The organism is Rhizobium sp. Rhizsp82 (genome assembly GCF_047325115.1).
Classification (GTDB): Bacteria; Pseudomonadota; Alphaproteobacteria; order Rhizobiales; family Rhizobiaceae; genus Rhizobium.
On sequence record NZ_CP168569.1, the window covers coordinates 83,300 to 105,882 of the forward strand.

General features: G+C 57.8%; 20 protein-coding genes. 9 read left to right on the forward strand and 11 right to left on the reverse strand.

What is annotated here, in order from left to right:
* Positions 1-106 precede the first annotated feature (106 nt).
* The 3 genes from ACEN84_RS00460 (at position 107) to ACEN84_RS00470 (ending at position 2,385) form a co-directional block, all read left to right on the forward strand.
* Positions 107-859, forward strand: a complete 753-nt coding sequence (locus tag ACEN84_RS00460) for an exonuclease domain-containing protein (protein WP_413708844.1) — start codon at positions 107-109, stop codon at positions 857-859.
* 240 nt (positions 860-1,099) lie between these two features.
* Positions 1,100-2,077, forward strand: coding sequence for a magnesium transporter CorA family protein (locus tag ACEN84_RS00465; protein WP_413708845.1), 978 nt, complete (start codon positions 1,100-1,102; stop codon positions 2,075-2,077).
* Between the two features lie 107 nt (positions 2,078-2,184).
* On the forward strand, positions 2,185-2,385 hold the full coding sequence (locus ACEN84_RS00470; RefSeq protein WP_413708846.1) for a response regulator transcription factor: 201 nt from the start codon (positions 2,185-2,187) through the stop codon (positions 2,383-2,385).
* A 205-nt stretch (positions 2,386-2,590) separates the two neighbouring features.
* Here the strand turns inward: ACEN84_RS00470 and ACEN84_RS00475 are convergent, their stop codons facing one another.
* Positions 2,591-3,631 carry a phosphatidylglycerol lysyltransferase domain-containing protein gene (locus tag ACEN84_RS00475; protein ID WP_413708847.1) on the reverse strand — a complete coding sequence of 347 codons (1,041 nt, stop codon included), beginning with the start codon at positions 3,629-3,631 and terminating at the stop codon, positions 2,591-2,593.
* Between the two features lie 135 nt (positions 3,632-3,766).
* Between ACEN84_RS00475 and ACEN84_RS00480 the strand changes: the two genes are divergently transcribed.
* The gene (locus ACEN84_RS00480; RefSeq protein WP_413708848.1) at positions 3,767-4,954 is read left to right on the forward strand and encodes a flavin-containing monooxygenase; all 1,188 of its coding nucleotides are present in this window, start codon (positions 3,767-3,769) and stop codon (positions 4,952-4,954) included.
* A 142-nt stretch (positions 4,955-5,096) separates the two neighbouring features.
* Here ACEN84_RS00480 and ACEN84_RS00485 read toward each other — a convergent pair whose 3' ends face one another.
* The 7 genes from ACEN84_RS00485 to ACEN84_RS00515 form a co-directional block, all read right to left on the reverse strand.
* Positions 5,097-5,513 (reverse strand): CBS domain-containing protein, encoded by a 417-nt coding sequence (locus ACEN84_RS00485; RefSeq protein ID WP_112718973.1) that lies wholly within the window; start codon positions 5,511-5,513, stop codon positions 5,097-5,099.
* Between the two features lie 126 nt (positions 5,514-5,639).
* Positions 5,640-7,724, reverse strand: coding sequence for a glycogen debranching protein GlgX (gene glgX / locus ACEN84_RS00490; RefSeq protein ID WP_413708849.1), 2,085 nt, complete (start codon positions 7,722-7,724; stop codon positions 5,640-5,642).
* A gap of 924 nt (positions 7,725-8,648) precedes the next feature.
* A complete protein-coding gene (locus ACEN84_RS00495; protein ID WP_413708850.1) occupies positions 8,649-8,867 on the reverse strand; it encodes a hypothetical protein in 219 nt (72 codons plus the stop codon).
* Positions 8,868-9,079: 212 nt separating this feature from the next.
* Positions 9,080-9,565, reverse strand: a complete 486-nt coding sequence (locus ACEN84_RS00500; RefSeq protein WP_413708851.1) for a hydrolase — start codon at positions 9,563-9,565, stop codon at positions 9,080-9,082.
* Between the two features lie 63 nt (positions 9,566-9,628).
* Positions 9,629-10,171 carry an MOSC domain-containing protein gene (locus tag ACEN84_RS00505; RefSeq protein ID WP_413708852.1) on the reverse strand — a complete coding sequence of 181 codons (543 nt, stop codon included), beginning with the start codon at positions 10,169-10,171 and terminating at the stop codon, positions 9,629-9,631.
* 826 nt (positions 10,172-10,997) lie between these two features.
* Positions 10,998-11,198, reverse strand: coding sequence for a hypothetical protein (locus ACEN84_RS00510; protein WP_130279568.1), 201 nt, complete (start codon positions 11,196-11,198; stop codon positions 10,998-11,000).
* A gap of 565 nt (positions 11,199-11,763) precedes the next feature.
* Entirely contained in the window at positions 11,764-12,255 is a 492-nt protein-coding gene (locus ACEN84_RS00515; RefSeq protein WP_413708853.1) for a DUF4142 domain-containing protein, read from the reverse strand.
* A 263-nt stretch (positions 12,256-12,518) separates the two neighbouring features.
* On the opposite strand from ACEN84_RS00515, the gene ACEN84_RS00520 reads away from it, so the two are divergent.
* Together ACEN84_RS00520 and ACEN84_RS00525 are read left to right on the forward strand one after the other, a co-directional pair.
* The gene (locus tag ACEN84_RS00520; protein ID WP_413709010.1) at positions 12,519-12,707 is read left to right on the forward strand and encodes a DUF982 domain-containing protein; all 189 of its coding nucleotides are present in this window, start codon (positions 12,519-12,521) and stop codon (positions 12,705-12,707) included.
* Entirely contained in the window at positions 12,704-13,186 is a 483-nt protein-coding gene (locus tag ACEN84_RS00525) for a DUF2243 domain-containing protein (RefSeq protein WP_413708854.1), read from the forward strand. The genes ACEN84_RS00520 and ACEN84_RS00525 overlap by 4 nt, the downstream gene beginning before the upstream one ends.
* Positions 13,187-13,470: 284 nt before the next feature.
* Here ACEN84_RS00525 and treY read toward each other — a convergent pair whose 3' ends face one another.
* The 3 genes from treY to ACEN84_RS00540 all read right to left on the reverse strand — a co-directional run bounded on the left by treY (position 13,471) and on the right by ACEN84_RS00540 (position 17,562).
* Positions 13,471-15,978: a malto-oligosyltrehalose synthase gene (treY, locus tag ACEN84_RS00530; protein ID WP_413708855.1), complete on the reverse strand. Its 2,508-nt coding sequence runs from the start codon at positions 15,976-15,978 to the stop codon at positions 13,471-13,473.
* Between the two features lie 405 nt (positions 15,979-16,383).
* The gene (locus tag ACEN84_RS00535; protein ID WP_112715775.1) at positions 16,384-16,962 is read right to left on the reverse strand and encodes a hypothetical protein; all 579 of its coding nucleotides are present in this window, start codon (positions 16,960-16,962) and stop codon (positions 16,384-16,386) included.
* A 276-nt stretch (positions 16,963-17,238) separates the two neighbouring features.
* Positions 17,239-17,562, reverse strand: coding sequence for a hypothetical protein (locus tag ACEN84_RS00540; protein ID WP_112715777.1), 324 nt, complete (start codon positions 17,560-17,562; stop codon positions 17,239-17,241).
* A gap of 316 nt (positions 17,563-17,878) precedes the next feature.
* Between ACEN84_RS00540 and ACEN84_RS00545 the strand changes: the two genes are divergently transcribed.
* From ACEN84_RS00545 to ACEN84_RS00555, 3 genes are all read left to right on the forward strand, one after another.
* Entirely contained in the window at positions 17,879-18,349 is a 471-nt protein-coding gene (locus ACEN84_RS00545; RefSeq protein WP_148194629.1) for an Hsp20 family protein, read from the forward strand.
* 43 nt (positions 18,350-18,392) lie between these two features.
* Positions 18,393-18,641, forward strand: a complete 249-nt coding sequence (locus ACEN84_RS00550; protein WP_413708856.1) for a hypothetical protein — start codon at positions 18,393-18,395, stop codon at positions 18,639-18,641.
* Positions 18,642-19,375: 734 nt separating this feature from the next.
* The gene (locus tag ACEN84_RS00555) at positions 19,376-22,582 is read left to right on the forward strand and encodes an alpha-1,4-glucan--maltose-1-phosphate maltosyltransferase (protein ID WP_413708857.1); all 3,207 of its coding nucleotides are present in this window, start codon (positions 19,376-19,378) and stop codon (positions 22,580-22,582) included.
* Position 22,583: the final 1 nt, after the last annotated feature.

The window sequence follows — 22,583 nt, forward strand, 5'->3', positions numbered from 1 at the left end:
CGCAGGGTCAAAAGCTGAAGCCACTCTGGAGCCGCCTAGCTGCTGGATCGCGAGCAGGGTGGGCAGGACTAATGTCGACGCGTCGGAAATTGCGAGAGGTGAGCAGGTGGCCGAGGCAGCGAGAGTTCGGGTCATTGACCTGGAGACCGCGGGAAACGGCCCCAACGATGTATGCGAGATCGGCTGGCAGGACGTCGTCCAGGCGCCAGACGGACGCTGGGGGCTGGATGCCGAACGCGGCTCGTTCCTGATTGACCCAGGTCGTCCCATATCGCCGGAAACAATGGCGATCCATCACATCCTCGACCGAGACGTGATGGGCGCGCCTTTGTGGAAGCAGGCCGCAGCTTCCGTCCTTCAGCCGCGGCAACCAGTCGCGGCACTTGCTGCACATCGCGCCGCCTTCGAACGACGCTATTGCACGCCCCGGCTTTGCGCAGGGGCGCCGTGGATCTGCACATGGAAGTGCGCCCTGAGGCTATGGCCGCATCTGCCGCGGTTCTCGAACCAGATGCTGCGTTACCAGCGCATGCCGGTTGGGCTTGTGCACGAGATCGGTCTGCCCGCCCACCGCGCGATGCCAGATGCATATGTGACAGCTCATCATCTGCGTGACATGCTGAATGAAGCTTCACTCGAGCAGTTGCTGGCATGGAGCGCTCAACCGGGCCTGTTGCCCCGCGTCCCCGCAGGATCCGAACGCGGCAAGGCTTGGAGCCAAGTCGATTTGCAACTCCTTCAGGGGTTCCTCAAGGATCGAGACGTCGACATCCGGTTTACTGCCGAAATGGAATTGGCCCGGCGGGAAGACAAATCCTCCACGGTCAAAGAGCCGCCCATCCAGCCACGCCTGCTTTAGCACTCGTTTCGGTCGCCACGGGCCGCATGGCGGGACCCGTCCAGACAGAGGAATTATGCGCTTGCTATGATCTCCTGGACTTCAAGTTGAGGGGAGAGGAACGGTGAGGCATCCGGTCGAACATTCGACAGCAGGTCACCGAGACGACCGGGCAAAGCACCCACGAGCGACGATATGGCACCTGGCCGCAAAAGGGATGCCTGTCATATCACGATATGCTGGAATTTTGAGGAACCGAGAGTGCTAAAAATCTATCGTGACGTTGACGGAACTGTCAGGGCTGGCCAACCTGAAGACACATTGCCCGGTCGGGTAATCTGGATGGACCTGATCGATCCCGACGAAAAGGAAATAGCGTTTGTCCAACATCGGGCCAAGGTGCGTGTTCCGACAAAGGAAGCGCTGAGCGAAATCGAGGCGTCCAGCAGGCTCTCCAAACAAGGTAACCGGCTCTATCTCAGCGCGCCTGTCGTTGCCCACGCCAGCATCGAGCATGCTGAACTGTCGCCAGCTGGGTTTATCGTCGGTCCTGACTTTCTCGTGACCGTACGCTTCGACGCCTTGCCCGCTTTCGACGCGGTGGCCGATCGCATCAAACATGATGAAAGCCTGTCCAGTGGAATGGGAGTTTTTGTCGCGCTGCTTGAGGCGATGGTCGATCGTGGTGCAGATGCCCTTGAACATCTGGCCACTGCAGTCGACCACGTGTCCCGTTCGGTCTTCGAAGGCAACCTTAGGGGATCTACGTCCTCTCGAAACGCCAATTTCACCTTGCGCCTGGCGCTTTCGAAAGTTGGCAGGCTGGGCGACCGATCATCGAAAGCAAGAGATGTTCTCCTCGGTGTCGGGAGGATGGCGTCGTTCACACTCGATGTGTGTCATGACATGCTGTCGGACGAATTCCGTGACCAGCTCCACGCCGTTACCAAAGACGTCGCTTCTTTGAGTGACTATGAGACCCACCTTTCTGACAAGACACAGTTTCTGCTCGACGCCGTTCTTGGCTTCATCACCATCGAGCAGAACGACATATTCAAGGTATTGACCATCGCATCGGTGGTGGGCGTCCCGCCCACCCTGATGGCTGGCATATGGGGGATGAACTTCAAGTTCATGCCTGAACTTGGCTGGACTTGGGGTTACCCATTTGCCTGGGCGGTCATCGCCTTGAGTGCCATACTGCCGCTATTATGGTTCTGGCGGAGAGGGTGGTTTTGATGCCGACCGAGGGTGGTCTGTCATGCGAATGTTCTCACGGCCTGCTGTTTCGCAAAAAAGCTTTGACCAGAGGGTGAACCGCGCGAAAGAGTCACCATATCGATCTTATGGAATACCATCTGTCCCCACGTGAGCGAGAAGTGCTGACATTGATGTGCGATGGCAAGAGCGCCCAGGAAATTGCAGACATCCTGGGAATATCGGTCTACACCGTGCGCACGCATATCGATCGACTGAAGGACACGTTCTGCGTCTACAAAGACACGGCGCTGGTGGCTGCTGCGTTCAGAACCGGCGTGATACGTTGACTGGCCGGGGCTGGCTTGCGAAACCGGGCAGTGCTGGCTTGTTGCGCCCTGACCGCCGAACCTTCAGGGGGAGGCGTATAAGCCTCGATTCGACATTGCAGCGATGACATTCGAAGATAATCCGATGAGCGGTTTGAACCGGTTCGGTCTGAGGATCGCACGTCGCGCTCTAAGACTTGCACATGTTCATCGCGCAGTTACACGACTAAAGCGTTTTGAGCAGGCGGAGTAAGGCGATCATCTCTATCGGGGTCGGCCTCTTGAACGCAATGTAGGTGGGAACTTCTTCCCCATGAAACCGGCGCTTGAACGCCGCCTGACCACGCAAGTTGAATATATGAGTGTTGACCTTTTCAGACAGGAAGGCCTTCTCGAACAAGGTGCGCCAGAGGCGGCTCTCGGCAAACCCGCTCGCGGCGATCGCTGCAAGCGGCGATAGGCCAAGGGTAATGCGCGCGCGTCCCTCTTCGCGGAAGCGGTCAGCAGCAAATTTTGTCAGCCCGACCTCGGCATGTGGTGTCGTTCCCTCGAGCTTTCGCTTGAAAGCTGCCGTGTAGCCTGTCACCACGCCGTCTTCAAACATCGGATCGAAATCGAGGATTGCAACTGGATCGCCTTGTGGGCTCAGGATCACAAAGCGACGCATATGCGGCGATAGTTCCGGAAAGAAGGGTCGATTCAGGAAGCGCATTTCCCTCCGGCTGACGATCCGCCCAGCACGCCAGCTTTCCGAAACGGTCTTGATCTGGTCGGCCTGGGTCCTGGTGCCGTCACACTCGGCGATCGTGTAGCCTTGCTTGATCAGCCATCTCTCGGAATAGCGGACCGTTTCGTTCCGTTTGCCGCTGAAACTGTGGGTATCGAAGGTCAAATGTGTATCGATCCCCATGTGATTGACGCGATATCCCATCGTTGACAGAAGCCCCGCCGTTTGCGGCCCGATTTGGACGAAACAAGGATTTCCGGCCGCTTGAACAAAGTCTCGTACATATCGTTCGTGCTCACTCTTTGGTGCAACGGGATCGCCCAGGGCGAACGTGTGGCCCATCTTGGTCGCGTAGGCGACATATCCCTCGTCGTCCCCGAAGTGTTTCAGGTCGCGCTGAACGGCAGTCGAGTAGGCGAGGGCGAAGTCACCGTGCCTACGACAGAGCTCCAGCTTCTGGCTCGCGGAAAATCGAACGTCCGGGATATGAGATACGCGTCGGTCGAGTAGATCATCGATGACCCTGCGGATGTTCGGCATTGCGTTCCCCGGTGGTCACGCACCTTGCGCACAGTTTAGAGTCGTTACCAAACGCGAAAGCATCCTTCGTCCGATACCGTACAATCGTCAGCGGGCGGCGTTGCGCCCGTATTCTGTTTTAGTCATGGTTGTCGGATGGAAGCGCAAGCGAATGTAGAACGAGTCGTTATCGTCGGTGCCGGCTTGGCAGGACTGACGGTTGCCTATCACCTTAAAAGGTTGGGAATTAAAAGTCTTATCTTGGACAAAGGCGGCAAGATCGGCGCCTCCTGGTCTGCGCGCCACCAGCAGTTGACCCTCAATACTCACCGGAGCGTGTCACACTTGCCGGGTCTGCAATATCAAAATGGAACGCCAGCGTTTCCGAGGCGAGATGACGTTGTGCGCCATCTCGAGAGTTTCGCGCAGCGCCATGCGTTCCCAATACGCTTTAACGTAGATGTCACTGGGATCAGCAAGGCCGGCTCTTGCTTCGTGATCACATCCAGCACCGGTCCTGTCTTTGCCGAGCATGTAGTTATTGCAACAGGGAGGGACCACGATCCACGATGGCCACAAATTCGTGGTGTTGAAACCTTCACCGGCCAACGCATCCACGCGAGCGACTTTGGCGACGTGAAGCAATATGCGGGAAAACGCGTCCTCGTTGTGGGAGGGGGAAACTCAGGATTTGACATCCTGAACCATCTTTGCCGGGTTGATACTGAAGAAGTTTGGCTCTCCGTTAGATCGGGGTCAGCGGTTCTTCCCAAGCGCTTGAGGGGTATCGCTGTGCATCGACTGTCCCCGCTCATGGACATGTTGCCATCAGCGTTTGCCGACCTTGCGATCGGTTTCACTCAGCGGCTCGCTTTCGGAAACATTCAAAGTTTCGGCTTTCCGAAGCCCGGTCGGGGAGCAGCGACCCGGCTCAGATGCGATCACATTGCCATCCCTGTCGACGACGGAGCAATGGGCGCGATAAAGGCGGGCCGGATTGCGGTCGTCCGCGAGGTCGACCGCGTAGTTGGCGGCACGGTTTATCTTGCCGGCGGCGACATTGTCGAGCCAGACATTCTCATCGCAGCGACCGGCTACGGCCCACGACTGGGATGTACTCTTGGCGATCTTTCCGTACTGGATGCCAAAGGTAATCCAATCCTTGGTTCCGACAATGTGTCATCAAGTGTTTCGGGTTTGTGGTTCTCGGGGATGACGCCAGGCCTTGTCAGCTATTTCAGAAGTGTCGATCGAGAGGCTGGGAAGATTGCGGCAGCCGTGGCTGCAGAGCCGCAAAGGCCAAGGACAGCGGTCAGCCGGTTGGATGAATGGGCCGAGGACTGAATTTTGCATAGGTCCGAGCAGGCATTCTGGAGGCGGTCGAGCCAATGACAGGGCGCAACTGCGCTGCCCCTATCAGACCACGCATCAACAGGCAGCCCGTGTGGAAGGTGCAGGACGCCAGCCGACGTCACGCACTCCTGACCTACCGAGCGGACACGTCGTCACTGATCTCCTCCAGGGCAACGCCGGCAAGTTCTTCGTTGATGCCCGCAACGTCGCCCAGAGACAAAATGCCGACGATTTTCCCGTCATCATCGAAGACCAGAAGCCGGCGCATTTGCAATTCGGACATCCGATCCGCCGCCTCTCGCAGATTGTCTCCTTCGAGGCAGCTTTCCACGCCTTCGGTCATGATCGACGATACCGCCTCATCATATCCGATCCCCTCGGCAACGCCTCGAATGACGATGTCGCGGTCCGTCACGACACCGAGCACTTCTCCGTCGACGACCGGGATAACCCCGGAATCGATCTCCGACATAAGCCTCGCGACCTCCCTGATGCTCGAAGCGGGAGCGGCCGTTACCACCTGCCGTGTCATCACGTCTTTTACCTGCATCGCCTTCTCCTTTTGTCGAGGACGTCCCATGCCAAGCCAAAGTTCCTTTCCGGAACCCAACGATTATACGCATCCCAGCGGACTGCTGGATGCACGATCCAGGCTTACGGAGCAACGCGCAGCGCACTAGGCGCGTGGCGACAACACCACCAGACTGCGCGGTGCGAGAACGTAGGTTTGCGCATCGCCGATGTCTTCGTCGCTCCGATCGGGCTCGTCAGTCGCCAATTCGACAGCCCAGCCGCCGCCAGGGCTATCTGGGAGAGAAAACTCTATGTCACCATCATGGGGATTGAACAGAATGATGACGTCAGTCAAGCCCTCGCACGCTTGGCTGTCGCACGCCAATCGCAAGCCGATTGTCGTGCTTCCGGCATCGGCCCATTGCTCTACGGTCTGTTCACCCCCGCCTGGATTCAGCCAGGCGACTGTCATGCCGTCACGCCAGCTTTCTCGCCGCAAGATCGGGTTGTCGTTGCGGAGTTTGATCAGCCTGGTAACGAACTCGCGAAGCTGATTGGCGGTATCGGGCAAATCATCCCAGTGAATCCAGCTGAGCTCGCTGTCCTGGCAGTAGCCGTTGTTGTTTCCCATCTGGCTGCGGCCAAACTCGTCTCCGGCAAGAAGCATTGGAGTGCCGTGGGAAAGGAAGAGTGTGGCGAGGAAGTTGCGCTTTTGGCGCTCACGTATGACATTGATGTTTTCATCGTCGGTCGGACCTTCGACACCGTAGTTGTCGCTGCGATTGTCGCTGTGGCCGTCATTATTGTCTTCGCCGTTGTCCTCGTTGTGCTTCTGCGCATACGATACAAGGTCGTTCAAGGTAAAGCCGTCGTGCGCTGTCAGGAAGTTGACGCCAGCCCATGGCCTGCGACCACGAAGATCGTAGACGTCCCCGGAGCCGAGCATGCGTGCGGCGAAGTCGCTCGTCGTGCCGTCTGTATCCTTCCAGTAGTCGCGTACTGTGTCACGATACTTGTCGTTCCACTCGGCCCAGCCCGGTGGGAAGCCGCCGACCTGATATCCGCCTGGGCCGATATCCCATGGCTCACCAATGAGCTTCGCCTTAGACAGTACCGGGTCCTGGCCTACCGCGTCGAAAAAGCCGCCGCGCTGGTCGAAGCCTTCCGGCTCGCGACCGAGAATTGTGCCTAAATCAAAGCGGAAGCCATCAACGTGCATTTCGTCCGACCAGTACCGTAGGCTGTCGGTGATCAACTGGAGGACGCGAGGGTGCGACGTATTGACCGTATTTCCCGTGCCTGTGTCGTTGATATAATAGCGAGGCTCTCCGGGCATCGTCCGATAGTAGGAGAAATTATCGATGCCTTTGAACGACAGCGTTGGCCCAAGTTCATTGCCTTCAGCGGTGTGGTTGTAGACGACATCCAGAATAACCTCGATGCCGTTATCATGAAACGCACGGATCATGTCCCTAAAGCCGGCCATGCCGCGGGGGCCGTAATAGCGTGAGGCGAGGGCGAAAAACCCGAGTGAGTTGTAGCCCCAGTAATTTCTTAGCCCCTTGTCGAGAAGATGCGCATCGTCTGGAAACCAGTGAACCGGAAGAAGCTCGACGGACGTGACGCCCAGACTGCGGATATACTCGACGATCTTCTTGTGTCCGAGGCCCTCGTAAGTCCCACGCAGCTCTTCGGGAACCGCGGGGTGGAGCTTGGTGAAGCCTTTCACATGAGTTTCATAAAATATCGTTTTCGACCAGGGGATCTGGGGCTGTTTCGCATCCTTCCAGTCTGCGGCGGAAGTGTCGATGACGCGGCACTTCGGCATCGCTGCTGCGCTGTCGCTCTCGTCATACGACAGATCTTTGTCCTCGCTGTCCATCTGGTAGGCAAATTGCTCCTGCCCCCACCGGATGTCCCCGACGAGTTCGCGAGCGTAGGGATCGACCAGCAACTTGTTTGGGTTGAAGCGATGCCCGTTTTCGGGATCATATGGTCCGTAAACCCGGTACCCGTAGAGCGACCCGGCTTTGAGGCCAGGAACATAGCCATGCCAGATTTCGTTGGTAAACTCCGGCAGCGTGATCCGGTTGGTCTCGACCTTGCCGCTCTCGTCAAACAGGCAAAGCTCGACGCGCTCTGCATGAGCGCTGAAAATCGAAAAATTTACGCCGTCCTTGTCAACGGTTGCACCAAGACGCGTCCAGTCGCCCGCAAGCACGTCTTTACTGTTATGAGAAGCTGTCATGTCAAACCCCAAAGCAATGGCGCGATGGAAACTTGGAGGCACGTGAATGGTTCCAGTTCCGTCCGGCAATTATCGCGACGCTGCATCACGAACAGGCCATCAGCGGATTGGGTCGGAGGAGCGAGGATCCAACTGCGCCTGTTCTGATCTTCGTCCAAGATGGACCGGTGGTTGGGCGATGGCCTATGTCGGGGAGGATAAAAGGATGACCGGGCTCAGACAGCGTCGATAAGCGCTGTTTACAAGGCTCCGTGCCATGGCGGCCGAAACGTGTCTCGACTGATAGCCGTCGCAACGCTCGTCGTTCCGGCGAGCGGTCGGAAGATATTGCAATTGCAGACAGCACCTTTGGATGTCGCACCACGGTGACGCGCCAGCTTGTATCAGATTGCAGACTTGGAGATTTGGTCCCTGACGGGCGGCGCCAGTCTTCACAAGAAGGAGCGCTGCGCTTCCAGTTCTAAGGGGCTTCTCCCGACAGCGCCAGCGCCTCAAGGATTCGATTGAACTCTGCTCAGCAGGACAGCGTCGAGCCGCGAGCGCTTAGCCTGGTCACAACAGATGAAATCGAAGAGCGCCTACATGAAAACCCCCGGTCCGGGAGGGAGGAGACCGGGGGTTTGCATGCTGTCGCAGCCTCCGCGGAGAGCGGTTGCCCGATGGGAGAATCGAGTGCTGCCTGTGAGTTAGAACCTCCTGATCCAAAGATTGTTCCCTCCACGCTCTCGAGAACATTGACCATTGCTACTGCGTTGCTTACTCCTAGCTGAAAACAGACTGTCATGATGCCGGCGGACCAGATAATCGCCTGGACCGGACATCTGCGGTGAACGGAAGGGCCGGAACCGAACCGCCATTGGAGGCTGACGTGGAAGCTCAGTTGTGGTTCCATGGCATTGGAGATCAAGCTCCGCCCAGCGGCTTCTAAGCTGAATTTCTCGCTTTGCGGACCCGGTCCAGGACCGACGATGCCGCAAGCAGGATCGCGGTGAGCAAAGTTAGACAGACCATCGCCGCAATACCGGCCATCATCACAGGCATTCGATGGTGAGCGATGAAAATCACCGGTGAGGCCGCTATGCTTAAGGCGGCAAACAAAACGACGAAAGCGGCCAGAACGGCCAATTGCGCGAGATGAAGCATGTTGAGTTCCTCAAAGGTGATCGCGGCGACAGATCGCACGCTGGTGTATCGCCTTTGTGTCCGTCTGGATCTGGTGTGTATCTTCTTGTAGGAATGTTCGGGCCCGGGGCAGGTTGGCAAGGCCAATCAAAACCCGAGGGAAATTCTTGAGAGCCATAAAAGTTGGCACGCGCTGATCTTCAGCGAATGCCACGCCGCCGGAAGTAACGGGCTTACTGCCCCAAGATGCTCGCGAGTGTCACGGGACGCAGGCCGCGCGCATCGACGCCGACGTCGAATTGGCGGGGGTAGGGTTTCAGCCTGCCGTGCGAGTGGCCATGTAGATTGATCGACTTCCTGCCCATGTGGTTCCATGTCCTGAAAGCGTAGTGGCATAGGACCAGGTGATGCCCATCATGCCTGATTTCAGCGTAGTGTTGCACACTTTCCCATACGGAAGAACCGGTCGTCGTCGGCGGGTCATTGTTGCCGATGATCAGGTGCTTGCGCCCATGCAGCTTTGACAGAAGCACTGTGCAATCACCCGCGTTTGCCGACATGACGTCTCCCAGGTGCCAGACCTCGTCGCCGGGGCCAACGGTTTCATTCCAGCTGCGAACAAGCGCCGCGTCATGCTCGGCTGTACTTGAAAACGGTCGCCGATCGAGGCGCAAAACGCGCGGGTCGCCGAAATGCGTGTCAGCGGTAAAATGGATCATCAGCGTTATCTGCAGGCTCTTGCCGGAATTTCTAGGGGCGGCGTATCCGCAGTGCACGAAATCTTACACAGCCTCGAGCCCAAAAAGTGGAGGTCGGGGGAGTTCGACCACGACAGGATCACCGGGAACGACAACGCCACCCGCCAAAACAACGGCCATCACACCAGTCTTCCTGACGACTTCGCCGCTCGGCGCTTTTAGCAGAACCGCCTTGAGAAGACCGGAGCGAAACTTTTCGATCTGGGAGCATGGATTGCGAAGGCCGGTTACATGCAATACCGCGTCTGCGCCGAGCTTGAGGATCGTCCCGCGAGGAACTGCAAGGAGGTCGACCCCGCGGGTGGTGACATTTTCGCCGAGGTCGCCCGGAGCGACGGCAAAGCCACTGCTGGCCAGTTCGTCCAGAAGTTCCGCTTGGATCAAATGCACCTGACGAAGGTTCGGCTGGCTTGGATCGGTCCTCACGCGGTAGCGATGTTTGATAGTGACGCCAAGATGGGCGTCGCCTTCAACGCCCAAGCCTTGCAACATGGTTATCCTTGGTACAAGCATCTTTGAAAATCGATGTTGGTGGTCGCAGGCGACCGCAATAACCACGCCGCCCATAGGGCCAACCTTCGCATTCGTTCGTGGCGTGTTCATAACGTTGTTTGCCCGGATGTAAAGCACGACCTAAGATGGCTGCGTCGATTGCCGCTCTCGTTGGTGGCTGGAACGTTGCTCCCTTAGCGTTCCCCTGTTTCAACTCAAGCAACCAGCGAGAAAGCCTCGCCGTCTCTTGGCGAGGCCTTTCCTTAGAATGTGGACCCGACCGTCGAGCTGGTTCACGACGCGGAGCTAGCGCCGGTCATTATGGATCGTGAGCGATTGTCTGCCGACTAAACGGCCGAAGCCCTCGTTGTTTCCCAGGCGTGGAAGTGCGAGCTGCGCCGCCAGGCCCGGAGGGAAACAGCGTTCACGGCGGGGTCCAATCGGGCCGGCATAATATGCCTTCATGCTGCCGGTGGCACGGAAAGTGGAAGGGTTATTCCCGCGCCTGTCGTCACGGTTTGCTCGATATGCGGTTCCAGCGACTAGACGCACGAGATTCCGTCGGAAGCTTTGACCTATGGTTTGATCAGTGAGAACTTTTCTGCCTGGGCGGAGTATAGCGGCGGTCACTCAACGACTGCTGTGTTCACACCATGACCATCGGACCTGCGATCGGGTGACCCTGCAAGGAAATTCGTCGCGGCGCATCTTTCCACATCGAGAACGCCGAATAGACGATCGGTCGTTGAGAGCGCAAATTCAGCAGCCGAAACTCGCGGGTAGGAACGGGCTTCATAGCTGGCGACTTGCGCAACTGTCAGGTGGAAGGATGGCGCAAAAGGCGAGCATGAAAAAAGAAAGAGGCCGCCGTGGCGGCCTCCTCGTCGTAGAACAAGCTGTATCAGTGACTGTTCTTATGGCTCTGCTGGCCAGCCTTGACGTGCTGCTCGTGCGAGCCGCCCTGCTTGCCAGAGGAGGCGCTTTTGGCAGAAGAAGAAGCCTCAGAAGTCTTGCTCGAAGAAGCCTGCTTCGAGCCAGAATTCTTGTGGCTCTGCTGGCCTGCCTTTACGTGCTGCTCGTGCGAGCCGCCCTGATTTGCCATGACATAGTCTCCATTGTTTGAAGAGGCCCAGATGCCTCGCAAATTTAACCTGCGTGCGGTGATGTTGTTCCGCTTTTTTTGGCGCTTGCTCAGACTATTGGACAGGTGTCGCCCAACACGACCAGGAGACAGAAGGCTTTGCAAGTGAGGACGTGCCGGGCGACGGGGCCCGAACATTCCCAGAGTGCAAGAGTTCCCGCGTCCCGGGGATTTACAGATGAAATGTGGGCGGCCCTATCGATGTGGCAATGTTGAAAGGGGGAACTGGCGTACGAGTGATGAACGAAGCTGATCTCCAATCGTCAGCGGGCTTTGTTCAAGGCGATGTCTTCGATGTCGAGAAGAAGAGCGATCTTTTCTTTAGGACGGGCGATAGCCAAGGCGGCTCCGAGTGCGACGAGTGCAGAGGTTGCGCTAGCAAGCTGAAGGCTGGCCACGGCGGCTAAAATAGAAGGCGTTTGCCCCGGCGACAGAAGCGACGTTCACATTATCGTTTCCGCAGAAGATTGGCATAGCCATCCTATTGCGAGCGATTTTGGCAGCGGCGTGGGCGATAGGCTGTCGGCTATTTGTTAGAAATGCCCTGGACACGGGTCAGGTGCATGTGGAGGTCGGGTAACATCTTCACAGCCGCGTTTTTCAATGGGCCATCCGGACCCTCTTTCGCATAGGCCACAAACAGCTCGTATGCCTGCTGATGCGCGGTTACCTGTGTCGACAGGTAAGCTTGGTCGAGATTTGCGGGATCGCTGTTTTTAAGAGCGTCGATCTTCTGCTGATGTTGGGCATCGAGCGACTGTGAAACGGTGACGCCATCGTTTCTGGCAGCCGCTGATAGCAACCCTGCGGCGCGGCCATGGTCCCGCAGCATATCCTGAGCGAATTGCTTAGCGGCGACCGCTCGCCCTTGGGAGATTTCGATTTTCGCGGCCTCGATCTCGAATATGTTCGACACCGCGGCTTTTTGCGCGAAATCCTGCTTCGCGCCCTCCCCGTCGCCGGCGCGTACTGGAAGCGTGATCAGGCAGACAACTAGGCTGAGAGCCAGTCTTTTCATCGTGAAGCCTCCGGGCGAGGGTGGGTGTAGCCCACCGAAAATGTTGAACTTGCCCTGCCGGGGCAGAGCGGGTCACAACCACAGCCTCGGCTAGAAGTTCCAGACGCCCAGCGAAGGTTCGCTAGCGCACACAGCCAAGGCCAGTGGAACCCTGCGATACGCTTATTGTTATGGGAAGCAGGAGGCCCTCAATGGAAAATGTTATCGACGTCGACTTTCACGTTATCTGGCCGTCACCGGTCTTTATAAGAATAGGCACCGGGATGCGCGAACGGATCGGTGGGCCTGATGCAGCGCTTTCTGCACTGCTCCACCGATGGCCTACCGGGAATAACTCTGAATATCTCGCTGCCAAGCGCCACTGCATGAATGCAGTGTCTCAGCACGGTAGCCCCGCGCTCGCGCGAAGCGCGTTTGTAGAGGCTGCAGCCGCAGCGAAAGTTCTCGCATGACAATAATCAGACGCAACGTCAGAAGTGGCGTCCCGCTATCTGCGGGCTTGCTGCTTGGAATTGGGCTCGGGGGCTTTTTTGACGGAATCGTGCTGCATCAATTGCTTCAGTGGCATCACATGCTAAGCTCCTGGTATCCGATCAACACAATCGAAAATCTCGAGCTCAACACCCTGTGGGATGGGGTTTTTCATTCGGCAACCTACGTTCTGGTCCTTGCCGGGCTATTCATTCTTTGGAGGTCGAGCAGGCTTAGTCACTTCCGCTGGTCGACGGCGGAGCTCGCGGCTCTGATGCTTATCGGGTTTGGGGGCTTCAATCTTGTCGAGGGGATCGTCGACCATCAGATTCTGGGGCTCCACCACGTCAACGAAACGGTCGCTCGCGGCTATTGGCTGCTCTGGGATCTCGGCTTTCTCGCAGCGGGCGGAACGATGGTCGCCGCGGGAGCCTTTATCTGGATCCGGCGGCATGGCTGAGGTATTTCGTGAGCTCCGAGCGGCAGTGATCTGGGTCGCTTTTGGCGCTGCGCTCGTCTTCGCCACTCGACCGGTCTGGTCTTATCTGATGTTTGGATCCAGTGTCACGCTGGACGATATTTTGGCGCTACGGTGCTTTGGACTGCCAACCTGACCCTCCGTCTGCATCGCCCCTGCTGGCCGCCCTCGATTGCGACCAGCCGTAACCATCTGGTTGCCGCAATGGCGCAACACTATTCACAAGCTCCGCACAGACGGTCACGGGCGACTGAGCGATGCCTGCATCAGGTGGACTTGAGAACCACGAAAGGCTTCGTGAACGCTTCGAGTTGAAGCTCATCGTGCACATGAACAAGTCGCCCCGTCAACAGATCGATGAATGAACGATCTTGAAAGGCCGCCGGAAGGGCTATGCGCGTTCCGGCCCATGGAATGGGAGCGCTCAGGTCGTCAACGCCGAGCCACAAGCGGGGCGTAACGACTACAACGACATCTGTCTGATCAGCGCGAGCATAAGCGAGAACATTAGTTGCTCGAGGACCGGAAGCTATGAGTGGCAGGTAATCTCCCCGGCGAAAGAGCGTCGGAACTTGCTGACGCACATGCAGAAGAGTGGTGATGACATGCTGCTTCAGTCGCCCATTATCCTCGGCCCAGACCTCATCTCCAGCTCCCAGTAGGTGCCTCTGGAGGGTCTCGAAGTCCGGCTCCCTCCGGTTGTCGGGATCGACGAGACTGAAGTCGAGGCCTTCGCTTCCCTGATAGATATCCGGTACGCCGGGAGCAGTCAGCTTGATGATCGCCTGGGTAATACTATTCACAAGGCCCGAACGAACGAAGGGACGAAGAGTCTTGGTGAAATCGTCAAGGAAAGCACGGTTGTCTGGTGACAGTAGGCGGCGCACATAGGCGATGACGGCGCTCTCATAGGCCTCGTCAATCTCACTCCACGTCGTACGAAGTTTTGCTTCGCGCAAGGCTTTTTCCGTGTAGGCAACGAAGCGATCTTCGATGGCACCCAACGAAGCGGAATCTTCGTGCTCCAGATCTGCTGGCCACACGCCGGCAAGTGCCTGGTAAAGCATCCACTCGACGGAAGGCTCGGGGGCAAGACCGTCGTCGAGCTTCTGAACGAGCGTTCTATTCATCTCCCGCCAACGATCAACGCCGCGGCTCCAGGCCTCCGGCGCCTCGGTGAGCGCGTAGAGTCGTGCGCGAGCGTCTTCTCCGCGCTTGGTATCATGTGTGGACGATGCGGAAAGTGCATCGGGCTGGCGCAAAAGGCGAGACTTCATCTCCTCGTGAAATCGATCCAGCCGATAGGTGCGGGGAAGGGGGTCTGCTCCAACCTCGTTCAGCGCGAGTAGCGCGCCCTGGCGAAAGAAGAGCGTGTCCTCGACAGACTTTGCCATCAGCGGACCAGTCAGCTGCTGGACGCGCGTTCGGAATGTCGAAGCGAGCTCACCAACAGTGTGATCGACCTCACCGAGAAGGATGCGCTCGAGGGTAGCGAGCGCCCGGGCATCGGGGCCATTGGTGGCGTTTTGGACCGTCGCCATGACTGACGCTAGCCTGCGTCTGTCTTCCCCCGGCAACCCTGCGCCCGTGCCATAGGTGCGGTACACGGGGAAGCAGATCAGCAATTCGCGCAGGGCTTCTGCAAGCGTTTCTTCCGGCAAGGCGAGGCTATCATCCGTCTCCCCGATCCGGCGAGCGAGTTGTATCAGTACAGCAAACTCCCCCGCAAAGTTATTGTCTACCATCAGCGTTTTAGCCGAACGCAGTTCTTCTTTCATGTCGAGGGGGCCGACAAGCTTCTGGTAGGCGCCCCTTAGAACCTCCATCTTGTCGTTGTCCACGAAAACATCGCTCAGAGCTGCGATGAACTCGTAGCCCGTCGTTCCGGAGACCGGCCAGTCTGGAGGAAGCATCTCGCCTTCCCCGAGGATTTTTTCGACAGTGATGTAACACGCTGGCCCGGTTTGTTCACGCAGTCGCTCAAGATAGCTCTTTGGGTCGGCAAGGCCGTCGACATGGTCGATACGCAGACCATCCACGGCACCAGAACGGACGAGGTCAAGGATAAGACGATGGGTGTCTGCAAAAACTGTAGCGTCCTCAACGCGAACACCGGCCAGGCCAGTGATCTCGAAAAACCGGCGATAGGACAAATCTCGTGGAGCATCACGCCACGACATCAATCGGTAAGGCTGAAGATCGTGCAGTCTCTTGATCTCGGTCTTGTCGGAGAGGCTCAGGATCTCGTCCTTGCGACCGGAATAGGTCTCGGGCGCCAGGGGATAGAACGCTTCGTAAAAAGCGAACGCAGGGTTTCCAGTTTTCGGATCTCGCTCAATCGTGATCTCGCCTGCATGCAGCGCCTCATCGAATGAGCCTCCCAGAAAGGGAAGCGTGAGTTTGCGCGACCAGTCGATATCGAAGTGCCCGGCGTAGCGGCTGGCTGCACCGTGTTCGACGACGTCGCGCCACCACGCATTCTCTAGCGATGCCGCCATATGGTTCGGTACGATATCGAGGATGAGACCGAGGCCGGCTCCCTTTAAGCTTCTCACCATTCGGTCGAACCCGATCCGACCACCGATCGCCGGATCGATTTCATTGGCATCCGTGACATCGTAGCCATGGCTGGAGCCGGATGTCGCGGTGAAGATGGGTGAGGCGTAGAGATGGCTGATCCCAAGACGCTTCAAATAGGGCACCTGTTCGGCAGCACGATCGAACGTCATGCCGTTGCGGAACTGAATGCGATAGGTTGCTGTTGGTACGCTCATAGATCTTTCCGGCTGTTGTATAGGCTCTGGATCGCCCGCCTGGCATGACGACTCGAGAGCGCCGTCGTTTGAAAGGCGCCCTTTAAACTCCGAAGACCACCGCCGGTTCCAGTCACCGACCCCGTTCTCACCCTGGCCGACCTGGCTTCGGCAGATTTTGTACGCGACGTCGCAATATCTCTTGAGTTGAACGGCTTGGAACGGGTCGCGGTACCGGTATGCGTCTGAAGTGGCGTTTTCCGTCCACGGGTATGGCTTTGGCAACCCGCCCTGACGAAAAGAGCATGCGGTTTGTCCCTCGTTTCCGCGGACGCTTGCGCAACATGATTGAGCTTGAGTTGTCCAAGCCCTCAAAGCCCGTTTAACTGGAGCATCTTTCCGACGGACGATCACTGCAAGCGCCACTCAGGCCGCCCTTTTTGGCGTGAAGCGGACGCCTTGCTTTTCAGGGAAACGTATCCGATTGCGATACCAGTGAGGGGAAATGCTGTCTCTGGATCCGGCCAGGCCCTTCCCCGAGCCGACATCGTCTGCGTCATCCATTCGCTCAAAGCCTACAAAGATGAAACGCGTCGAAGAGCGGTGGATCGTGTCTGGGCACGTGCTAACTTCGTGGTCGATCTGGACACTCACGAATTCGGGGGCGCGAATGAAACCGCTGGAAAGATCCCCTGCAATCTGCGTGGCAAGGCGCTTCTTCCCCATATAAGCCGAAATAAGCTGATTGTGCGTAAAATCCAGAAGCCGGAACGTCATCATAATAGCTTCGTCATCGATCATTGCGCCGCTGATCGTGTCAAGCGCTCGTCCTCTGGCAGAAAGCATACCCGCACGGCTGGTGCCGGAAAAGCTGAACCACGTCTTGCGCCTGGTGAGGTAATCAACGCTCCAAGCGGCCCGGCCATCCACGGGATCGTCGCCCGCAAGGTCAGAGAGCTCCTGAAGCGTCTCAAGAAAAGCCATTCGAAAGTCAGCCGGCTGCATGTCCCACTCCTCAAGCAACTGGATCGAACGCTGATTTCTGAGACAAGTTCCCTGACAAACACACAATCGGCAACGTTTTATTCCAAGACGTGACTTAGGCTGTCGGGCCTGCGTCCTCGACGCCTAGAAGCGCATTTGCCTAGCCTGCCAAGGCAGATCACACGAGGGCTCAAGCAAACGGCTTTCCCGCTGAGACGGCCTGGAGGCCTACAACGCAATGGTCTCTCATTTCGTCCTCCAATCCCGCGCCTCCCTTCGGTTAAAATGGCGCTCAGTCTAAAGGGAGTGATCGGGAACAATAAAGGTGCCATCCAGGTTGTCGATGTTCTGGCAATTCAGTACCCGGCAGCTCCTGTTGTCTCTGGTCGGTATGCTCTTCCACTCAGCGTATTCGTTGGCCTCGCAGAACCGACTATTGCGCACAAAGCGGTCATAGAGCGGCAGACCGCGCGGCGACTTCCATCGGAAGATGACTGCTCCCTGTGAGTGGACTGCCTCTCGGGCCTGCTCACAGGTCATGGACAATGGGCTTAGTCTCGAAATTGCGTAGCACGGCGAGCCGGCGAGGAGGGCGGCCAAAGTCAATAAAACTGCGCGCATGAAAGTTTGATCCTGTTGGTGACGCCGTCTAACATCAGGATATGGAAATGGTTCCACGGCTCGTTCACCCGTTTCGCTAAGGAGCGATGCGCGCCGCTGAACGTTTTTGAACCTCCGCCTCTTTTCGCGTGAAGCCCGGCGATCGCATATGCAAACGTCGCTCCAGGAGTGTGCAAAAAATTTTGTTCGGCTGTCTTGAAAACAAAAATCGAAAAAACCAGATTTGCGCACGCCGGTAGCCCAGATGGGGGCCGGAGAACAGGGAACGCCCTTTCTCAGCGTTCCGCTTCCAACTCGCTTTTAAGAGGTTTTGGTCATGAGAACAGAATTCGACTTCGGGCCACTCTATCGGTCCAGCATCGGCTTCGATCGGGTATTTTCGCTGCTCAATAATTCACAGCGTCTCCAGGCAGTCGACGCGTGGCCGCCTTACGACATCATCAAGAACGGCGACAATGAGTATAAGATCGTGATGGCTGTCGCCGGGTTCGAGGATGGCGATCTCGACATTACGCAGGAGCGCAACCTTCTCGTCGTCAAGGGTGGAAAGGCCGATGACAGCAAGGCTGAGTACCTGCATCGGGGCATTGCGGCGCGCAGCTTCGAGCGTCGGTTCGAACTTGCAGATCATGTTAGCGTCGAGAACGCTTGCCTGAAAAACGGGCTGCTTTCCATCGATCTCAAACGGGAAATCCCCGAAGCTATGAAGCCGCGCAAGATCTCGATCGGCGGTGACAGCGAGGCTTCGGCTCCGCTTCAGATCGAAGGCGACAAGCAGGTCGCTTGATTTCAACACAGGGGAGCGGGCGGCGTAGCATGCGCCGTCTGCAATGGCTATGGAAGCGTTTCAAATTGATAAGCACGACGGCTTTTACGTCGGCGACTTGGAGGCCTGTCAACGTGTCTTCGATGCCGTCGCGGCCAAGGCCGGCGTTGACCGTCGATCGGAAGAAGGCGAGCGGATCGCTTCGATCCTGGTGCAGCTTTATCGGCAAGGCGTGCACGATCCTCAACACCTTGACGCGATGGTGAGTGCTGCCCGCGGTATATTTGCAAAGCGCGAGCCCTCCAAGCAATAGGCTAGACCGGGCCTGTTGCAGGTCCGATCCTGTTTGGACGGTGGCGATGAACGTACGCGAGTGACAACGGGTGTGGTTGCCAATCGTGTACGTTTTCGGACGGTAGTGTTGCCTTGAGCGCTTCACGACGCAATTAGCAGGTATGAGCAAAAACGAAGAACGACCGCTATCACGCCGCCGTAAATCGATGACTATGACCGAGCGCCGGTCTCGTGCGGAAGAGACCCATGTCATAGCAATATCAACGATCGAAGCCGAAGCGGAGGCGCGCCGGCGAAAGACCGAGCGGCTGAAGGCAGCACGCGAAGCTTTAAAGTCCTGACCCATGGCATTGCAAGGCGCGACGCGGCTTGCCACGTCTTGATGCTTGGCGGGACGGGGTGCCGGGGCGGCAAACCCTGACTAACGTCGTATGCAGCGCGCTGATCTAGGAAGCGGCGGGAGCGCGTGACCTCGCCGGCGCGCTATGCGCCGTCCGCCGAACCGCCTCGGCGAAGGGCGGGCTGAAACTTGGCCGATAACGGCCGATAACGATCGCAATCCCGAGGACTCGGCAACCGGCCGCCGAGCAAGTTGCTCGATCGATTTCCGGGGTTAGCCGCGGGGCCTGCTGCCCCGTTTGCTCGTCAATCACAAACCGCAGATTGTCGGGAACAACGGCCAGGTCCGAAAGTTTCTATCGCTCCTGCGTAAAGAACCTGCGGCTCGACCTGCCCGTGCGTGGAGAAATACAGATGATGCCTGCGCGTCGCTCGAAGATCTCAAGGCCCCGCATCTATTATGTCAATCCTCTCGATTTGCCAACGGAAAGACGTTGGCTGGAGATCTTCGATCACGCCGCATCTTTGAATTTCGACACGGTCATGTCCGCGCCGATCTTTCGGCGCCACTTCCAGGACGCCAGCATTTTTAAAGCATTCGATGCCAGTTCCATAGATCCCGCCTTCGGGCTCCAGCGTCCATTGGAAGAGGGTGTCGCATTCCTGTGCGAAAGAGCGAAATCGCAAGGGATGGACTTCATGATCGACGTCGTGCTTCCGGCAGGGCAGGCAGAAACCACTGGTGAAAGTGATGCGCTCGATCCCCGTCCTTCACCATCCGCGCCCGCGCGAAACGGCGCAGCCGGCGGCGACATCGACCGTTTCGGTGAACTGTTGCGCAAATTAACCACCCTTGGAGTCTCAGGATTCCGTTATCTGGGGCTTGACGCCCTGGGCGAGGCTGATCTGAGGCGATTGGCAGTGGCTGAGATGGGCGGTGCGGATCCTTTACGGCTGGTCTACACCCCGGGGACCGACTTCTCATTTCGCCGACGGCTCGCCGGCCTGGGCTTTGATGGCACATTTTCATCGCTTGCCTGGTGGGACTTGCAGGAAGCGTGGCTTTTCGAGGAGCTGCGTCTGCAGCGAGCACTTGGGCTGCAGATCGCCTTTCCCGAAGCTCCGTTCGCAAGGCGGCTCGCCCATGGGACCGAGAGCCGGGAGATCCGCGAGCGGAAGTCGATCCGGGCGCTGCGACTTTCGGCCGAGCTTGGCGATGGAATGCTCATTCCTATGGGCTTCGAGTTTGGCGCGGTCCTGCCACTGGACGCCACCCGCGGTTCAGGTCAAGACCTGCGCATGATTCGGTCGAATGGTGCTTTCGATCTTTCGGCAGCGGTCCGTGAAGCCAACGCGGCTATTGCTGCTAAAGATGCGCTGACGCCGACGGCATATGAGGCCGCGGCGCAGGTGATCGTCATGACCCTAACTGACGCACAAGACCCACGTGTTGCGGAGCGAAAGCGTCTGCTTGTGGTTAACCGGGACCTGCGCCGGCCGTGTGCTTGTCCAGACGACATCATTTCGCGTGCTGCCGCACCCTTCCTTGTTTCTGAGCCGCATCTCCGGTCGAACCGACTTGCTCCCGGAGAGGTTAGAAAGGTCGCTGTCGCGGCGGGCGCCGTGATCGCAACACAAAGCCTGACGTCACCAGGGACGGCAACTGACCCGTCCGGACGTATCGCGATTGAAAATATCGAGCCGTCGGTCGACCTTGGGCGTTTCCCTGTCAAACGCGTCGTCGGGGACAGGGTTGCCGTAACGGCCGATATATTTGCCGACGGGCACGACCGCTTGGAGGCGGCGATATTGTACCGGGCAATAGATGAAGCGGAGTGGCATGAGGTGCCGCTTAGTTCCGACAGCAATGATCGTTGGGCCGGTGCCTTTTCCCTCGAAAGGATCGGCCGCTATCACTACTGCATCGAGGCTTGGAAGAACCCGTTTGCTATATTCCGCTACGAGCTCTCGAAAAAAGCCGAAGCCCGGCTTGACCTCAGCCTTGAACTGACCGAGGGGGCAGCGCTGGTACGACGCGCGGCCGAGAGAACCGCGGGCAATGCCGACCCCGGCCTTCATGATAAACTTGTGGAACTGCTGGAAGCGATAGAGCGCAGCGACGCGGCCGAAAAGACCCGGCTGCTCTTGTCACCTCATCTCTCGGTACTGATGTCGCAGGCTGACGAGCGACCATTCCGAACTCGGACGGGCACCTATAGCGTCGATTCAGAGCGCGCGGAGGCCGCGTTCTCAAGCTGGTATCAGGTCTTTCCTCGGTCACAAAGTGGAGATCCTCATCGTCACGGAACCTTCGACGACGTTGTTGCCCGACTGCCGGCGATCCGCGAGATGGGCTTCGACGTTTTGTATTTCCCACCGATCCATCCAATTGGCACCACCAATCGTAAAGGCCGAAACAACAGCTTGGTGGCGGGCCCTGGTGATCCAGGCAGCCCCTATGCGATCGGTTCGCCGGATGGCGGTCACGACGCAATCCATCCGGAACTGGGCGGGATTGACGCGTTTCGGCGTCTTGTTGAAGCAATGCGTAACGAAGGGCTGGAACTGGCACTCGATCTCGCAATCCAGGCTTCTCCTGATCACCCTTGGCTGACCGAGCACCCTGGCTGGTTCGAGTGGAGACCGGACGGAACGATCCGATACGCGGAAAATCCGCCTAAGAAATACGAGGACATTGTCAATGTCGACTTCTACTCTCAGGATGCCGTGCCAGCGCTTTGGGAAGAATTGCGCGATATCGTCCAGCTTTGGGTGGACGAGGGCGTCAAGCTCTTCCGGGTGGATAATCCCCACACCAAACCTTTTCCGTTCTGGGAATGGCTGATCGGCGATATACGCGCCCGCCACCCGGAGGTCGTCTTTCTGTCCGAAGCGTTCACGCGGCCGAAGGTGATGTACCGTCTCGCCAAAGTCGGATTTTCTCAGTCCTACACCTACTTCACTTGGCGCAACAGCAAGTGGGAGCTTGAGCAGTACATGCTCGAGATAACGCAGAGCCAAGCCAAGGAATTCTTTCGGCCCCACTTCTTTGTCAACACGCACGACATCAATCCAGACTTTCTCCAGAATGCGCCGCGGCCGGCATTCGTGATCCGTGCCGCACTGGCTGCCACACTGTCTGGCCTGTGGGGGGTCTATAACGGGTTCGAACTTTGCGAGGGCCGTCCCGATGTCAAGCGCAAGGAATATGCCGACAGCGAGAAATACGAAATTCGCGCCTGGGACTACGACCGGCCTGGGAACATCAAGCCGGAAATAACGATGCTGAACAGGCTTCGCCGTGATAACCCCGCGCTCCATTCCCATCTCGGCCTGACGCTTTTGAATTCGTCCAACCCGAATGTGATGTTCTTCGAAAAGGCCGCGCCTGGGCGCCACAACGTCCTGCTGATCGGCATATGCCTCAATCCGCATGGCATCGAAGAAAGCACCGTCGAAATCCCGCTCTGGAACTTTGGAAAGGATGACGCCGGCACGCTCGATTTGGAAGACCTGGTCAACCCCCGGCGGTTCTCGCTAACAGGCAAGCGGCAGACGCTCAGGCTTGATCCCATTCATTTGCCCTTCGCCATTTGGCGCGTCAGAACAGGAGAGATTTGAC

What these genes read in the sequence shown, in the direction of transcription:
- ACEN84_RS00470 (WP_413708846.1), top strand. Translation starts at nt 2,185, where the DNA reads ATGGAATACCATCTGTCCCCACGTGAGCGAGAAGTGCTGACATTGATG.
- ACEN84_RS00475 (WP_413708847.1), bottom strand. Translation starts at nt 3,631, where the DNA reads ATGCCGAACATCCGCAGGGTCATCGATGATCTACTCGACCGACGCGTA.
- ACEN84_RS00480 (WP_413708848.1), top strand. Translation starts at nt 3,767, where the DNA reads ATGGAAGCGCAAGCGAATGTAGAACGAGTCGTTATCGTCGGTGCCGGC.
- ACEN84_RS00485 (WP_112718973.1), bottom strand. Translation starts at nt 5,513, where the DNA reads ATGCAGGTAAAAGACGTGATGACACGGCAGGTGGTAACGGCCGCTCCC.
- glgX (WP_413708849.1), bottom strand. Translation starts at nt 7,724, where the DNA reads ATGACAGCTTCTCATAACAGTAAAGACGTGCTTGCGGGCGACTGGACG.
- ACEN84_RS00495 (WP_413708850.1), bottom strand. Translation starts at nt 8,867, where the DNA reads ATGCTTCATCTCGCGCAATTGGCCGTTCTGGCCGCTTTCGTCGTTTTG.
- ACEN84_RS00500 (WP_413708851.1), bottom strand. Translation starts at nt 9,565, where the DNA reads ATGATCCATTTTACCGCTGACACGCATTTCGGCGACCCGCGCGTTTTG.
- ACEN84_RS00505 (WP_413708852.1), bottom strand. Translation starts at nt 10,171, where the DNA reads ATGGGCGGCGTGGTTATTGCGGTCGCCTGCGACCACCAACATCGATTT.
- ACEN84_RS00510 (WP_130279568.1), bottom strand. Translation starts at nt 11,198, where the DNA reads ATGGCAAATCAGGGCGGCTCGCACGAGCAGCACGTAAAGGCAGGCCAG.
- ACEN84_RS00515 (WP_413708853.1), bottom strand. Translation starts at nt 12,255, where the DNA reads ATGAAAAGACTGGCTCTCAGCCTAGTTGTCTGCCTGATCACGCTTCCA.
- ACEN84_RS00520 (WP_413709010.1), top strand. Translation starts at nt 12,519, where the DNA reads ATGCGCGAACGGATCGGTGGGCCTGATGCAGCGCTTTCTGCACTGCTC.
- ACEN84_RS00525 (WP_413708854.1), top strand. Translation starts at nt 12,704, where the DNA reads ATGACAATAATCAGACGCAACGTCAGAAGTGGCGTCCCGCTATCTGCG.
- treY (WP_413708855.1), bottom strand. Translation starts at nt 15,978, where the DNA reads ATGAGCGTACCAACAGCAACCTATCGCATTCAGTTCCGCAACGGCATG.
- ACEN84_RS00535 (WP_112715775.1), bottom strand. Translation starts at nt 16,962, where the DNA reads ATGCAGCCGGCTGACTTTCGAATGGCTTTTCTTGAGACGCTTCAGGAG.
- ACEN84_RS00540 (WP_112715777.1), bottom strand. Translation starts at nt 17,562, where the DNA reads ATGCGCGCAGTTTTATTGACTTTGGCCGCCCTCCTCGCCGGCTCGCCG.
- ACEN84_RS00545 (WP_148194629.1), top strand. Translation starts at nt 17,879, where the DNA reads ATGAGAACAGAATTCGACTTCGGGCCACTCTATCGGTCCAGCATCGGC.
- ACEN84_RS00550 (WP_413708856.1), top strand. Translation starts at nt 18,393, where the DNA reads ATGGCTATGGAAGCGTTTCAAATTGATAAGCACGACGGCTTTTACGTC.
- ACEN84_RS00555 (WP_413708857.1), top strand. Translation starts at nt 19,376, where the DNA reads ATGATGCCTGCGCGTCGCTCGAAGATCTCAAGGCCCCGCATCTATTAT.